The organism is Methylosinus sp. H3A (assembly GCF_015709455.1).
GTDB lineage: Bacteria > Pseudomonadota > Alphaproteobacteria > Rhizobiales > Beijerinckiaceae > Methylosinus.
Genome location: NZ_JADNQW010000005.1, coordinates 2,953,745 through 2,967,548 on the forward strand (window position 1 = coordinate 2,953,745; position 13,804 = coordinate 2,967,548).

Below are 13,804 nucleotides of genomic sequence, written 5' to 3' on the forward strand. Positions count from 1 at the left end.
GCAATCTGAGAGGAGCGGTCGCCTTCCCCCTTGTTCCAGCGGAGAAAGAACCACATGGCCACGGCATCGAAACGCGAGACGATCGCGAGACGTCCGGTCCCCTCCTTCGGCAATCCCGATCTGCCGCCCCAGGGCGCGATCAACGCGCAGAACAAGGCGAGCCTCACCGATCCTGGACCGCACAGCGAGGCGCTCGGCGGGCAATTCCCCTCGGCGCAGTTTCCGCCGCCGACCGACGTCAGCGACATGCCCATGTTCTGGGCCTCGTTCAACAATGCCCCCAAGCGCGTGCAGAACGGCGGATGGGCGCGGCAGGTCACGCAATATGATTTCGCCATCGCCGAGGAGATTTCCGGCGTCGATATGCGGCTCACCGCCGGCGGGATAAGGGAGATGCATTGGCATCTCGCCGCCGAATGGGGCTATGTCTCCTATGGCTCCTGCCGCGTCACCGTGCTCGACGATCAGGGCCGGGCCTATGTCTCCGACGTGAAGGAGGGGGACATTTGGTATTTCCCGGCCGGCCAGCCGCATTCACTGCAGGGGCTGGGGCCGGACGGCTGCGAGTTCCTGCTCTGTTTCGACGACGGAAAGGCGACCGAATACAATACTTTGCTGGTGACCGACTGGATTGCGCACACACCGCCCGAAATTCTCGCCGCCAATTTCGGCCTGCCGGCCGAGACCTTCGCCAATATACCGCTGAATCAGCTCTATATTTTTCAAGGGGAGGTTCCGGGCCCCCTGGCCGCCGACCAGGCCTCCGCCGCCGGAGCGGAGGGGGCGCCGCCCTATCCCTACACCTTCTCGCTGAAGGCGAGCGCCGCCGCCATAAAGACGAAAGGCGGCGAGGTGCGCGTCGCCGACAGCGACAATTTCAAAGTCTCGTCGACGATCGCCGCGGCGCTGGTCACGCTCGCGCCCGGCGCGCTGCGCGAGATGCATTGGCATCCCAATGGCGACGAGTGGCAATATTGGCTCGAGGGCCATGGCCGCATGACGGTCTTCGACGCCGGGCCCAAGGCGGTGACCCAGGATTTCCACGCCGGCGACATCGGCTATGTGAAGCGCGCCCATGGCCATTACGTGCAGAATGTCGGCGATGGCGAGCTGAAATTCCTCGAGGTTTTCCGGGCCGCGCATTTTCGCGACGTCTCGCTCGTCGATTGGCTGACCCATACGCCGCCGGCCATGGTCGCCCAGCATCTCGACATAGACGAGGCGACCATCGCCAAATTCCCGCGCGGCAAGCCGATCATCATGCCCTGAGGGCGGAGGTATTATTATACCTTTCACGGATATCGCCGGGAAAAGCAGGGGTTTTGGGCGCCGATCGGCGCCCGATTCCGTTTGACAGGGAGGCGTGGCTCGCTTATCACGCCCCATCCCACGGGCGCAGACCCGAGAAAAACGGAAATAGCTCTCCCATGTTTGGCAAGACCTATTCGGCGAAGCCCGCCGAAGTGCAGAAGAAATGGGTGCTGATCGACGCCAAGGGCCTCGTCGTCGGCCGCCTCGCCAGCCTGATCGCGCTGCGTCTGCGCGGTAAGCACAAAGCGACCTTCACCCCCCATGTCGACGACGGCGACAACATCATCGTCGTCAACGCCGACAAGGTGATCCTGACCGGCCGCAAGCGCGAGCAGAAGGTCTATTATCACCATACGGGCTTCCCGGGCGGCATCAAGGAGCGCTCGGCCAAGTTCATCCTCGAAGGGCGCTTCCCGGAGCGCGTCGTCGAGAAGGCGGTGCAGCGCATGCTGCCGCGCGGCCCGCTCGGCCGCAAGCAGCTCGGCAATCTGCGCGTCTACAAGGGGCCGGAGCATCCGCACGTCGCGCAGACCCCGGAGCCGCTCGACGTCGCCGCCCTCAATCCCAAGAATGCCCGCAACGGCAAGAACGCTAAGAGCGCCTGACCATGGCCGAGACCACGCTTTCCTCTCTCTCCGAGCTCAATCAGGCTGCGGTCGCGGCAGCTTCCGACGCGCCGAAATATGAGCAGAAGCTCGACAAATACGGCCGCGCCTACGCTACCGGCAAGCGCAAGAACGCCGTGGCGCGCGTGTGGATCAAGCCGGGCACCGGCAAGATCACCGTGAACGGCCGCGACATCGCCGTCTATTTCGCGCGTCCGGTGCTGCGTATGCTGCTGCAGCAGCCGCTCGGCGTCGCCAATCGCGTCGGCCAATACGACCTCGTCGTCTCGGTCGCCGGCGGGGGCCTCTCCGGCCAGGCCGGCGCGGTGCGTCATGGTCTTGCAAAGGCGCTCACCCATTATGAGCCCGAGCTCCGCACGGCGCTGAAGCGCGAGGGCTTCTTGACCCGCGACTCGCGCGTGGTCGAGCGTAAGAAATACGGCAAGCGCAAAGCCCGCCGCAGCTTCCAGTTCTCGAAGCGCTGATTATTTTTCGATCGGCGATCGACTACGAAGGGCGGCGCGAGCCGCCCTTTTTATTTGTCTCCTCGGGGATCGGAACGAAGACCAATGGCGAAAATCTTCATCGACGGCGACGCCGGCACCACGGGCCTGGAAATTCGCGAGAAGCTCGCGGGCGAAAAGACGATCGAGCTCGTCTCCATTGCGCCCGAGCTGCGCAAGGAGGTTTCCGCCAAGCGCGACATTCTCGCGCGCGTCGATATCGCCATCCTCTGCCTGCCGGACGCCGCCGCCAAGGAGACGGTCGCGCTTGCCGATGAATTGGGCGATGCGGGCCCGCGCATTCTCGACGCCTCGACGGCGCATCGCGTCGCGCCCGGCTGGACCTATGGCTTTCCCGAGCTCGCGCCCGGCCAGGCCGCGGCGATCCGCGGCGCGCGTCGCGTCGCCAATCCCGGCTGCTATGCGACGGGCGCGATCTCGCTGCTGCGACCGCTCGTCGACGCGGGCCTGATCGCGCCTCAGGAGAAGCTCACGATCAACGCCGTCTCCGGCTATTCCGGCGGCGGCAAGCAGATGATCGAGGCTTACGAGAAAGGCGAGGCGCCGGCTTTCGAGCTGTATGGCCTTTCGCTCGAGCACAAGCATTTGCCGGAGATCGCCGCCTATTCGCGCCTTGCTTCGGCGCCCTTGTTCGTTCCCTCGGTCGGCAATTTCCGCCAGGGCATGCTGGTCTCGATTCCGCTCGCGCTCGATGCGCTGTTCGCTCGGCCGCGCGCGGTCGATCTCGAGGCGGCGCTGGCGCGGCATTACGCGGGCGCGGCTCATGTGCGCGTCGTTCCGGCGCCGAAGTCGGGACGTCTCGATCCGCTCGCCTTGAACGGAACCAATGATCTCGAAATCTTCGTCTTCGCGCATGAGGAGCGGCGTCATGCGTTGCTCGTCGCGCGTCTCGACAATCTCGGCAAAGGCGCGTCGGGCGCCGCCGTACAGAATCTATCGTTGATGCTGTCGGAGCAGGTGAGCTGACTTCATCCGACCGCGCCGAACGATAGGCGCGGTTTTGAATGTTCGACCTCAGTCGTCGTCTGCCGCGGCCTCGGCCGTGCGCAGGCGACGCGCATGCAGCGTCGCGACAGCCAGCACGCCCATGGCGAGCGCCTGATGCGAGAGCGCCGCCCACAGCGGCACGACGAGCAGAAGCGTCACAATGCCGAGCACGGCCTGCGCGCCTATATGGCCGAACAATAGTCCGGCGCCGCGCGCGACGCGGCCGCCCGCCGAGCCCGCCGCGTCGATGAAGTGAAACAGCGCCAGCGCGAGCAGCACATAAGCGATCATGCGATGGTCGAATTGCACGAGCGCGACATTGTCGACGAGATTGCTCCACCAGGGCGAGAGCCGCAGCAGCTCGTCCGACGGCGGGATGAAATTATCGTCCATCAGCGGCCAGCTGTTATAGGCGTAGCCGGCGCGAAGCCCCGCGACCAGCGCGCCCGCGCCGATCTGCACGAAGACCAGAACGAGCAGCGCAGTCGCGAAAAAGGAGAGGCGACGGCGTCCGCTTGCGACAATGATGCGCGGCTTATAGCCGAGCCCGCCCGCGACCCACAGACATGCGGAGAAGATGAAGGCCGCCAGCAGCAGATGAATGGCGAGGCGCTCCTGCGCCACCTCGACGCGATTGACGAGGCCGGAGGACACCATCCACCAGCCGACGCCGCCCTGCAGCGCGCCGAGCGCCAATATGCCGAGGAGCTTCGGCTTGACACTCTTGGGCAGGCGTCCGCGCAGCCAGAACCAGGCGAGGGGCAGAGCGAAAACGAAGCCGATGAGACGGCCGAGCAGACGGTGGCTCCACTCCCAGGCGAAGATCGTTTTGAACTGCGCGAGCTCCATGTTCGGGAACATCTCGCGATACTGCGGGATTTTCTTGTAATCCTCGAATGCGGCGGCCCATTGCGCCTCGGAGAGCGGCGGAAGAACGCCCGCTATCGGCTTCCATTCGGTGATGGAGAGGCCCGATTCGGTGAGCCGCGTCGCGCCGCCCACCACCACCATGGCGAAGACGAGCGCGGCGATGATCCACAGCCACAAGCGCACATCGGTGGCGCTCTCCTCGCTCGGCGGCGCGACGATGGCGGGCGTTTGAGCGGGGAACTGGATCCAGTCGGTCATGGGCGCGGCTCGAGGTGAGAGGCTCTAGAGCGCTTTCCGATCGAACGGAATCGTTCGATCGATCAGAATTCGCTCCAACGAAAGAAAGCTGGAGCACTATCCGATCCAATCGGATCGGATAGTGCTCTGGCGAGCCAATTAAGGGGAGCCGCGCGCGCTTGTCCACGGGGCTGCGGAGCGGAAACGGCGGCGGGGAGAAAAATTCCGGCTGAAAATCGCCACGTCAGGGAGGAAAATAGCAGCGTGCGAATCGTCGCGCGGGCAGGGAGCGGAGCTAAAGACTTTGACCGGCAAGACCGAGACCGGCAAGACCGACGGCGCCTTCCGCACGATCGGCGAGGTCGCGGAGAGCCTCGACCTTCCGCCGCATGTGCTGCGCTTCTGGGAGACGCGCTTCTCCGAGATCGAGCCGGTCAAGCGCGCCGGAGGGCGCCGCTATTATCGGCCGCGCGACGTCGAGCTGGTCGCGGCGATCCGCCATCTGCTCTATGGGCGGGGCTATACGATCAAGGGCGTGCAGCGCCTGTTGCGCGAGCAGGGCGTGCGCGCGGTGATCGAGAGCGCCCGTGGCCCGGGCGCCGGGCTCGAGCGCGCCGAGCGCGACACGGATTTCGACGAGCGCGAGCTGCCAGCGGCCGAGGTCTCGCTCTTCTCCTATGTCGATGAGCCGACGCGTGAGGAGCGGCGGCCCGCGCCGGTCGATCTGCGCGAGATCGCGGAGGAGGGGGAGGCGCGGGAGCCGGCCACATCGCTGGTCGCGCTCGCCCCGCGCGAGCCGCCGCCCATGCTGACGCTGCCGGCCGTGCGGCTCTCGGAGGCTCCGGCCGTGGGTCTGCGCCCGCAGGACGAGCGGCGGTTGCGGCAGGCGCTGGTCGATCTCGCCGAATGCCGCCGCATGTTGGAGCTGACGCGGCGGTGAATTCCTCGCGTCTTCTGCTTGCTCATGCGTTGCCAGCGGCTTCGGCGGCCTCTATAAGAGCGCCCATCGGAGTGTAGCGCAGCCCGGTTAGCGCACTTGTCTGGGGGACAAGGGGTCGTGGGTTCGAATCCCGCCACTCCGACCATTGCTCACCTCGAGCATATGAGTTTCGAGAGTATTCGCGGATAGAGGCCAGCTTGGTCTTCCAAATCGTCCCCCGCCGTCAATCGAAAGTGAGCGAGCGTCGGTCGGCCAAATAAGGCAACCCGATGCATCTCGTGTCTACGATATCCTGTCCATTCTGCGGCCATAAATCCGCTGAAGCGATGCCGGCGGACGCTTGCGTTGTCTTTTACGAATGCAAGAAGTGCAAGGCGATGCTCCGGCCCAAGGCCGGCGATTGCTGCGTATTTTGCTCTTACGGCGACTCGCCGTGCCCTCCGATTCAGAGATCGCAAGAAAGTGCGGATAACGATCGGCGCCGCCCTCGCGGATAGCGTGATCGGCGCCGATCGCAGGAGCGGCTCGACTCGACCGAGCGCGCGCATACGACGTGTTTGTCGACGATGGGCTCGTCGACGAGCGCCCGCAGCGTTTCTGCTGGTTGTAATTCCGGCAAGCAGATCGGCGGTCCGTCGCTTTCCCGATCATTCCCCTACGCCGAGAGCCGAGAAGGAAAAAAGTGAGCGCGGACCCGTGGGCGGTTCGCGCTCGAGCCAGGCGCCCGCGACGCGAGCAATGCGCCGCTGTCAGTCTCGGCAGGGTTGATATTCCGCGGTCACGCGCAACTTCGTTACGGTCAAAGTCCGTTAACGAAAGGCGCAGCCCATGTCGGAGACGCTCATCAACCTCATCATTCAGCTCTTCGCCGGAGCGGCCGGCGGTTCTGGTGTCGCCAAGGCCAATAAGAGTTTCGATCTCGGCCCCGTCGCCAACGCCATCATCGGCGCGCTCGGCGGCGCCGGCGGCGGCTCCATCCTCACCTCGCTCGTTCCGGCGCTCGCCGGGGCGGCGGGCAATGGCGGCTTCGATATCGCCGTCTTCGCCGGACAGCTCGTCGGCGGCGGCGTCTCGGGCGCGATCGTGACGGCGATCGTCGGCCTCATCCGCAACGCTCTCGTTCAGAAGCAGAGAGCCTAGTCGGATTCGCGCGAGCCCGTAGACGCATCGGCCGAATATCGGCATACCGATTGCGTAGAACGCTTCCAAAGACGCCCTCGTAAGAGGGCGTCGGAAAGCGGGTTCGTGCGAAAGGCGAAGACAGTGGCCGATGAAGCATCAGTCTTGAAAGCGCTGGAGAGCGTCGCCGGTCCGGACGGCAAATCGATTGTCGCGGCCGGCCTCGTCAGCGGAGTCAATGTGTCGGGGGCCAAGGCCTTCGTCTCGCTCACCGGCGATCCGGCGCGGGCCAAGGAGCTCGAGGTGCTGCGCGTCGCCGTCGAGGGCGCCGTCAAGACCGTGCCGGGAATCGAGGCGGCGATCGTGACGCTCACCGCGGAGCGCGCTCCGCAGGCCGCCCCGGCCGCGCCGCCGCCCGGTCAGGCGCCGCAGCGGCGGCCCATCGCCGCGCTCGAGAAGATCAAATACATCGTCGCCGTCTCCTCGGGCAAAGGCGGCGTCGGAAAATCGACAACCTCCGCCAATCTGGCGCTCGGCCTCGCAGCGCAAGGCTGGCGTGTCGGCCTGCTCGACGCCGACATCTACGGCCCATCCGCGCCGCGCCTGTTCGGCCTCAGCGGCAAGCCCGAGGTCGTCGGCAACAAGATGATCCCGCTCGAGGCCTATGGCATAAAGATCATGTCCATCGGCTTCCTGGTCGAGGAGGACGTGCCCATGGTCTGGCGCGGCCCCATGGTGGCGCAGGCGCTCGGCCAGATGCTCGGCGAGGTCGCCTGGGGCGAGCTCGACGCGCTCGTCGTCGACATGCCGCCCGGCACTGGCGACGCGCAGCTGACCATGGCGCAGCAGGTGCCGCTCGCCGGCGCAGTCGTCGTCTCGACGCCGCAGGATCTGGCGCTGATCGACGCGCGCCGCGGCGTCGCAATGTTCCAGAAAGTGTCGACGCCCATTCTCGGCATCGTCGAGAATATGAGCTATTTCCTCTGTCCGCATTGCGGCGGACGCACCGACATCTTCTCCCATGGCGGCGCGCGGCAGGACGCGGAGGCGCTGGGCGTGCCCTTCCTCGGCGAGGTGCCGCTCGATCTCGCCATCCGCCAGACCTCGGACGCCGGCACGCCGGTCGTCGCCACCGCGCCGGACGGGCCGCATGCGGCGATCTACAAGGAGCTGGCCGCCAAGGTGAAGAATTTGCTGGAGACGCAGTCGCGCCGCGCCCCGCCCAAAATCGTCATCGGATGACGCAAAAAGCCGCGGCCGCCTCTGAGGCGCGCCGCGGCCGCGTTCTCGTCTTCAGAGATGGGTCGGGATCAGAGAATTGTCGCCGAGGTCGAATTTATAGGTCCAGCCGACCGAGACCTCGAGGCCGCGCAGCCAGAGATTGACATTGCCGGCCGGATTATAGGCGCCGAAGGGCGTCGCCGGCGTCTGCGGCAGCGCCTCGGGACCACGCACATTGTTCTTGAAGGCGTAGACGACGGCGAGGTCGAGCGTCGAATTTTTGGTGACGGCGTAGCTGAGGCCGCCGCTGACGTGATGCGCGTTGATGATCGGCGCGAGTATGTTGAGCGTCACCGAATTCGTCGGGATCGGGTTGGTCACGTAATGATAGCCGGCGCGCAGCGCAAAGCCCGGCTGCACGCGCCATTCGACGCCGAAGGCGGCCGAATCCGTGTCCTTCCAACCAAAACCCGGACCGCCGGGCGAGCCGAGCGACCTAAGCAGCACCGGGAAGCTCGAATTGGCGACAGTCGCCACGCCCGAATAGAAGATATGGCGCCAGTCGGCCATGACGGTCAGGTCCGGCGTCAGATCATAGGCGACGCCGGCTGTGATATTGGCCGGAATATCGAAGCTGCCATTGTCGGCGAAGAGGCCCGAATATTTGCGGAAACGGGTCATGAACATGGGCGTCGAGCCCGCGACGCCGATGCGGAACTGGTCGGTCACCCGCCATTGCACGCCGAGCCGCACGCCGCCGCCGACCGACCAGTCATATCCATTGTCGGACAGATGGTACATGTCGGAGGAATAGGGCGAGAAGGATTTGAGGCCCTGAAGATTGATCGTCTGCACCGCGATGGTGGGCGCGACGCCGATCGCCAGCGAGCCGAATTTGCGCGCATAGCCGAAGCTCGAAAAGGCCTGCTCGAGATCGACGCCCGCATAGCCGCCGCCGAAGGGGCCGCCGAGCGGCGGGTGATAGTGCCCGAAATCGAAGGAGGTGTTGATGCCGCCATTGGCGTAGGAGGCCGTGCCCCAGGCCGAATCGGCGTCGATCGGCGCCGCATAGGCGTCATGGGGCACCGGGAAGATCGGCCGCCCGCTGCGGACGTCGCCAGGCGCGAGCACTTTGGGCAGGCCGTCGGTCGAATAGCCGCGCTCCGGGAACAGAGCGGTGACGCCCAGCTGCATCTGGCGCTCGAGATCGACGAGGCCGGCCGGATTGAGCGACAGTGACATGGCGTCTCGCGAATCGGCGACGCCCGCGCCGCCCAGAGCCTTCTGACGCGGGCCGTAGCCGATCAGAAAATAACCGTCCGCGGCGAGCGACGGAGCCGCGAGAGAAGCCGTGAGCGCAGCTGCCGACACGAGAGTGCGCCAGGAATATCCGTTCATTATCAATCGCCCCGCCAGATCGGTCGCCGTTCACACGCCATTTAGAAGCACTCGGCAACCCGGCGGCGTTCGTATCCCACGACTCACTATCGTCCGGAAAGGTATCAGAGCAGGCGACCCGCGACAGCGCTATCGCTCGCGCCCTTGTGAATATTTCCGACGCTGTCACGTTTTTGCCACAGCGCTCGACCGCCGGGCTTGCCGCGATCCGAGGCCGCGGATAACATCGGCCTCTTGGCGAGGGGCGCCTCTCCGGTGAGGAGCGGCTGAGAAGCACCCATCGAACCTGATCCGGGTAATGCCGGCGCGAGGGAAGGCCAGCTGGACGCGTCGTCCGATCTTTCGGACCGGCGTCGCCAGACTTCATCGCCCGCCGCCCATCCATCCTCGAGACAAGGGAGCGCGACGATGAACGTGCAGGACAAACGCCCGACGACTCCCCAGAGCGTGACCACTGGCCCGATCGGCGCGTCGCGCAAGCTTTATTCCTCCCCGCGCGGGCGGGAGGATATTCGCGTCCCCGCGCGCGAGATCGCGCTTCACCCTTCCGCCGGCGAAGCGCCGCTGCGCGTCTATGATCCGTCCGGTCCCTATAGCTGCGCGGACTTCCTCCCGGACCTGTCGGCCGGCCTGCCGGCGGCGCGCCGCTGGCTCGACGGCCGCGCCGGCCTCGAGAGCTATGACGGCCGCGTCGTGAAGCCCGAGGACAATGGCTTCGTCGGCGAGGACCGGCTGGTTCCGCCTTGTCCCGCCCCGCGCGCCATCCGCCGCGCCAGCGGCGCCGCGCCGGTGACGCAGTTCGAATTCGCGCGCGCCGGCGTGATCACGGAAGAGATGATCTATGTCGCGCATCGCGAGAATCTCTGCCGCGAGCGCGCCTTCGCGCAGGCCGCCGAGCGCATCGAGGCGGGCGAGGGGTTCGGCGCCGAAATACCCGCCTTCGTGACGCCGGAATTCGTGCGCGAGGAGGTCGCGCGCGGGCGCGCCATCATCCCCGCCAACGTCAATCACCCGGAGGCCGAGCCGATGATCATCGGCCGCAATTTCCTGGTGAAGGTCAACGCCAATATCGGCAATTCGGCCATTACCTCCTCGGTCGCCGAGGAGGTGGAAAAAATGGTGTGGGCGATTCGCTGGGGCGCCGATACGGTGATGGACCTCTCCACCGGCCGCAACATCCACAATATTCGCGACTGGATCATCCGCAATGCGCCTGTCCCGATCGGCACTGTGCCGATCTATCAGGCGCTGGAGAAAGTCGGCGGCGAGGCGACCAAGCTCGATTGGGAGGTGTTCAAGGACACGCTGATCGAGCAGGCGGAGCAGGGCGTCGATTATTTCACCATTCATGCGGGCGTGCGCCTCGCCCATGTCCCGCTCACCGCCAATCGCATGACCGGCATCGTCTCGCGCGGCGGCTCGATCATGGCGCGCTGGTGCCTCTCGCGTCACGCCGAGAGCTTTCTCTACGAGCGCTTCGACGAGATTTGCGACATCATGCGGCGCTACGACGTGTCCTTCTCGCTCGGCGACGGATTGCGGCCCGGCTCGATCGCCGACGCCAATGACGCCGCGCAATTCGCCGAGCTCGAGACCTTGGGCGAATTGACGAAGATCGCCTGGGACAAGGGCTGTCAGGTGATGATCGAAGGGCCCGGCCATGTGCCGATGCACAAGATCAAAGTAAATATGGAGAAGCAGCTGCGCGAGTGCGGCGAGGCGCCTTTCTACACGCTCGGACCGCTCGTCACCGACATTGCGCCGGGCTACGACCACATCACCTCCGGCATCGGCGCCGCGATGATCGGTTGGTTCGGCACGGCGATGCTCTGCTATGTGACGCCCAAGGAGCATCTCGGCCTGCCGGATCGCGAGGATGTGAAGACCGGAGTCATCACCTATCGCATCGCAGCGCATGCCGCCGATCTCGCCAAGGGCCATCCCGCCGCGCAAGAGCGTGACGACGCGATGAGCAGAGCGCGTTTCGATTTCCGCTGGGAGGATCAATTCGACATCGGGCTCGATCCGGATACGGCGCGCCGTTATCACGACGAGACGCTGCCCAAGGAGGCGCATAAGGTCGCGCATTTCTGCTCCATGTGCGGGCCGAAATTCTGCTCCATGCAGATCACCCGCGATCTGCGTGAGGAGGCGGCGGCCATCGCCGAGCGCGACAAGGGCTTTGCGGAAAAGAGCGCGGAGTTCTTGGAGAAGGGCGCGCAGATCTACGTCGGCGAGTGACGGCGCGCGCGACCTTTTGCCGGACGGATCGGGAAAAGCTCCTTTTGCAGCGCAGCAGGGCTTTCTCCGAAGCGTTTTGGTTGCGACACCAAAATGTCAATTACATTGACAGGCGCAGCGAAAACAGCCTATTTGCCCGCGGGACGATGCGCCCTGTAACAAAATAAGGGACAAATGCTCCCACGTCCAAAAGAGGGAAACGGCAAATGAACTTTCGCGCCATTGTGACGGCCGCTGCTCTGTCGCTCGGCATGGTCGGCCCGGTATTCGCCGGTTGCGACATCAAGGATGAAGACAAGCAGGGCGTCTGCGTCGACAAGTGCTTCTTCGAATACGTCTCCGTCAAGAATCGCTTCTCGTCGACTCCCGAGTCCATCGAGAAGGCCAAGGAGGCCAAGGGCGCCTGCTATCAGAAGTGCGGCTGCGAGCCGGCTTCGGTGAAGGAATAATCATTCCCGATCGACGCGAGCCCGGCGGGAGCAACCCGCTTCGAGGATCGTGACGCCGCCGGGCGCGCGACGATTCGCGCGCCCAGCAGGGCTTTACGCCGACAGCGTTCGAATTTCATACAGTCTTGACCGCAATCACGGCGCGAGCGCGCTCGTTCCCGAGCGTGATGGGTCCATAGTGGCCAGCGATCTGCGATCGTAGCGATCCTGCATGATGCGCCGACGGCGCGCGTGACGATTGCGATCGACAATCGAATCTCGGCGCCGCGCGACAGCCGACGGACCTCGGCGAGATCGGGAGCGGTCGGGCCGCCTTCGATGCAGGCGTTTTTCACACGATGAGACCTGATTTGCGCGCCGTCGAAATGGACGGAGCTTTCGGTTGTCTCGCGCCTCGGACCCGCTATTGTGCGGGGCATGACCGAGAAGCAGCAAGCCGTTATCGGCGTCGTCACCGCCTCCGACCGCGCCAGCGCCGGCGTCTATGAGGACATCAGCGGGCCCGCCATCGCCGCCTATTTCGAGAAGGTGCTGACCTCTCCGTTCCGCATCGAGCGGCGCCTCATTCCAGATGGCTTCGAGAGTGTGCGCGACACGCTCATCGATCTCGCCGACAATATCGGCTGCGATCTCGTCGTCACCACGGGCGGGACAGGGCCGTCACCGCGCGATCTGACGCCGGAGGCGACGCTCGCCGCTGCGCCGCGCGAATTGCCCGGCTTCGGCGAGCTGATGCGCAAAGTGTCGCTGGCGCAGACGCCGACGGCGATATTGTCGCGGCAATTGGCGGCGCATCGCGGCAAATGCCTCGTCATCAACCTGCCCGGAAAGCCGGCCGCCATCGAGCTGTGCCTCGACGCGGTGATGCCGGCCGTGCCCTATTGTCTCGATCTCATCGGCGCGGCCTATATAGAGACCGATCCGGCGCGAGTCGCCGCCTTCCGCCCGAAGGGCAAATAGCTGCCCGATCGGGCAGGGCGTCACCCCTTCTCTTTCGCGCATCGGGGCTGTATAGACTGGCCGCCGGGCCTTTCGGAGATGCCCGCGCGTACAATTCTCCGTGGGGGCGAAGTGATGAGCGATGTGCGGCTGGTCGTCGTCGGCGCCGCCGGCCGTATGGGCCGGATGCTGATCGCCTCCGCGAGTGAGACGCAAGGGGCCGTTCTGACCGGCGCCGTGGGTTCGCCGCATTCGCCCTTCCTCGGTCAGGACGCCGGCCTGCTGGTCGGGCGTCCCGCCAATGGCGTGCGCCTCACCGCCGATGCCTCGGCCGCGCTCGGCGAGGCAGATGTGATCATCGATTTCTCCACTCCCGCGACGACTGTGGCGCTCGCGGGGCTCGCCGCGGCGGCGGGCGTCGCTCATGTCATCGGCACGACCGGCTTCTCGGAGTCGGATCTCGCCGCGCTCGCCGCGGCCGCCGAGCGCGTCGCGATCGTGCGCTCGGGCAATATGAGCCTCGGCGTCAATCTTCTCGCCGTGCTGGTCGAGCGCGCCGCAAAGGCGCTGGGCGCGGCCTGGGACATAGAGATCGTCGAGATGCATCATCGCATGAAGGTCGACGCGCCCTCCGGCACGGCGCTGCTTCTGGGCGAGGCGGCGGCGAGGGGGCGAGAGATTGCGCTCGCCGAGCACAGCGCGCGCGCCCGCGACGGGCTCACCGGCCCGCGCCGGGAGGGCGACATAGGCTTCGCCTCGCTGCGCGGCGGCACGGTGGTCGGCGAGCATTCGGTGATTTTCGCCGGGGCGGGGGAGCGTATCGAGCTCGCGCATCGGGCCGAGGATCGCGGCATTTTCGCGCGGGGCGCCATCGCCGCCGCTATTTGGGCGCGAGGCCGGTCGCCCGGCCTCTATTCTATGGCCGATGTGCTCGGCCTCGCCGGCGCCTGAGCGCGCACGGTA

At 65.7% G+C, this 13,804-nt stretch carries 14 protein-coding genes, 1 tRNA gene and 1 riboswitch; of the genes, 13 read left to right on the forward strand and 2 right to left on the reverse strand.

All coding sequences use genetic code 11. From position 1 onward, the window contains the following. Positions 1–54: 54 nt before the first annotated feature. The 4 genes from IY145_RS16725 (at position 55) to argC (ending at position 3,406) form a co-directional block, all read left to right on the forward strand. Positions 55–1,269, forward strand: a complete 1,215-nt coding sequence (locus tag IY145_RS16725; protein WP_196409251.1) for a cupin domain-containing protein — start codon at positions 55–57, stop codon at positions 1,267–1,269. Between the two features lie 158 nt (positions 1,270–1,427). Continuing rightward, a complete protein-coding gene (gene rplM, locus IY145_RS16730) occupies positions 1,428–1,916 on the forward strand; it encodes a 50S ribosomal protein L13 (protein WP_196409252.1) in 489 nt (162 codons plus the stop codon). Positions 1,917–1,918: 2 nt separating this feature from the next. Continuing rightward, positions 1,919–2,401, forward strand: coding sequence for a 30S ribosomal protein S9 (gene rpsI, locus IY145_RS16735; RefSeq protein ID WP_196409253.1), 483 nt, complete (start codon positions 1,919–1,921; stop codon positions 2,399–2,401). Between the two features lie 84 nt (positions 2,402–2,485). Further along, positions 2,486–3,406, forward strand: a complete 921-nt coding sequence (argC, locus tag IY145_RS16740; protein ID WP_196409254.1) for an N-acetyl-gamma-glutamyl-phosphate reductase — start codon at positions 2,486–2,488, stop codon at positions 3,404–3,406. 48 nt (positions 3,407–3,454) lie between these two features. Here the strand turns inward: argC and IY145_RS16745 are convergent, their stop codons facing one another. Beyond that, positions 3,455–4,555 carry a COX15/CtaA family protein gene (locus tag IY145_RS16745; RefSeq protein WP_196409255.1) on the reverse strand — a complete coding sequence of 367 codons (1,101 nt, stop codon included), beginning with the start codon at positions 4,553–4,555 and terminating at the stop codon, positions 3,455–3,457. Positions 4,556–4,838: 283 nt separating this feature from the next. Here IY145_RS16745 and IY145_RS16750 point away from each other — a divergent pair, with 283 nt between their 5' ends. The 5 genes from IY145_RS16750 (at position 4,839) to IY145_RS16765 (ending at position 7,835) form a co-directional block, all read left to right on the forward strand. Then, on the forward strand, positions 4,839–5,474 hold the full coding sequence (locus IY145_RS16750; protein ID WP_196409256.1) for a MerR family transcriptional regulator: 636 nt from the start codon (positions 4,839–4,841) through the stop codon (positions 5,472–5,474). Between the two features lie 67 nt (positions 5,475–5,541). Next, positions 5,542–5,619: transfer RNA gene (locus IY145_RS16755), tRNA-Pro, on the forward strand. Positions 5,620–5,743: 124 nt separating this feature from the next. Further along, complete coding sequence (locus tag IY145_RS25780) at positions 5,744–5,971, forward strand: GDCCVxC domain-containing (seleno)protein (RefSeq protein WP_246722074.1); 228 nt, start codon at positions 5,744–5,746, stop codon at positions 5,969–5,971. 331 nt (positions 5,972–6,302) lie between these two features. After that, positions 6,303–6,614, forward strand: coding sequence for a hypothetical protein (locus IY145_RS16760; protein ID WP_196409257.1), 312 nt, complete (start codon positions 6,303–6,305; stop codon positions 6,612–6,614). Between the two features lie 123 nt (positions 6,615–6,737). Then, positions 6,738–7,835 carry an Mrp/NBP35 family ATP-binding protein gene (locus IY145_RS16765; RefSeq protein WP_196409258.1) on the forward strand — a complete coding sequence of 366 codons (1,098 nt, stop codon included), beginning with the start codon at positions 6,738–6,740 and terminating at the stop codon, positions 7,833–7,835. A 51-nt stretch (positions 7,836–7,886) separates the two neighbouring features. Here IY145_RS16765 and IY145_RS16770 read toward each other — a convergent pair whose 3' ends face one another. After that, positions 7,887–9,212, reverse strand: a complete 1,326-nt coding sequence (locus IY145_RS16770) for an OmpP1/FadL family transporter (protein WP_196409259.1) — start codon at positions 9,210–9,212, stop codon at positions 7,887–7,889. 230 nt (positions 9,213–9,442) lie between these two features. Continuing rightward, a riboswitch (TPP riboswitch) is annotated at positions 9,443–9,543 on the forward strand. A gap of 77 nt (positions 9,544–9,620) precedes the next feature. On the opposite strand from IY145_RS16770, the gene thiC reads away from it, so the two are divergent. The 4 genes from thiC (at position 9,621) to dapB (ending at position 13,792) form a co-directional block, all read left to right on the forward strand. Next, entirely contained in the window at positions 9,621–11,453 is a 1,833-nt protein-coding gene (thiC, locus tag IY145_RS16775) for a phosphomethylpyrimidine synthase ThiC (protein WP_196409260.1), read from the forward strand. Positions 11,454–11,659: 206 nt separating this feature from the next. Then, positions 11,660–11,902 (forward strand): hypothetical protein, encoded by a 243-nt coding sequence (locus IY145_RS16780; protein ID WP_196409261.1) that lies wholly within the window; start codon positions 11,660–11,662, stop codon positions 11,900–11,902. 417 nt (positions 11,903–12,319) lie between these two features. Beyond that, positions 12,320–12,862, forward strand: coding sequence for a molybdopterin adenylyltransferase (mog, locus tag IY145_RS16785; RefSeq protein WP_196409262.1), 543 nt, complete (start codon positions 12,320–12,322; stop codon positions 12,860–12,862). 114 nt (positions 12,863–12,976) lie between these two features. Further along, positions 12,977–13,792: a 4-hydroxy-tetrahydrodipicolinate reductase gene (dapB, locus tag IY145_RS16790; RefSeq protein WP_196409263.1), complete on the forward strand. Its 816-nt coding sequence runs from the start codon at positions 12,977–12,979 to the stop codon at positions 13,790–13,792. Positions 13,793–13,804: the final 12 nt, after the last annotated feature.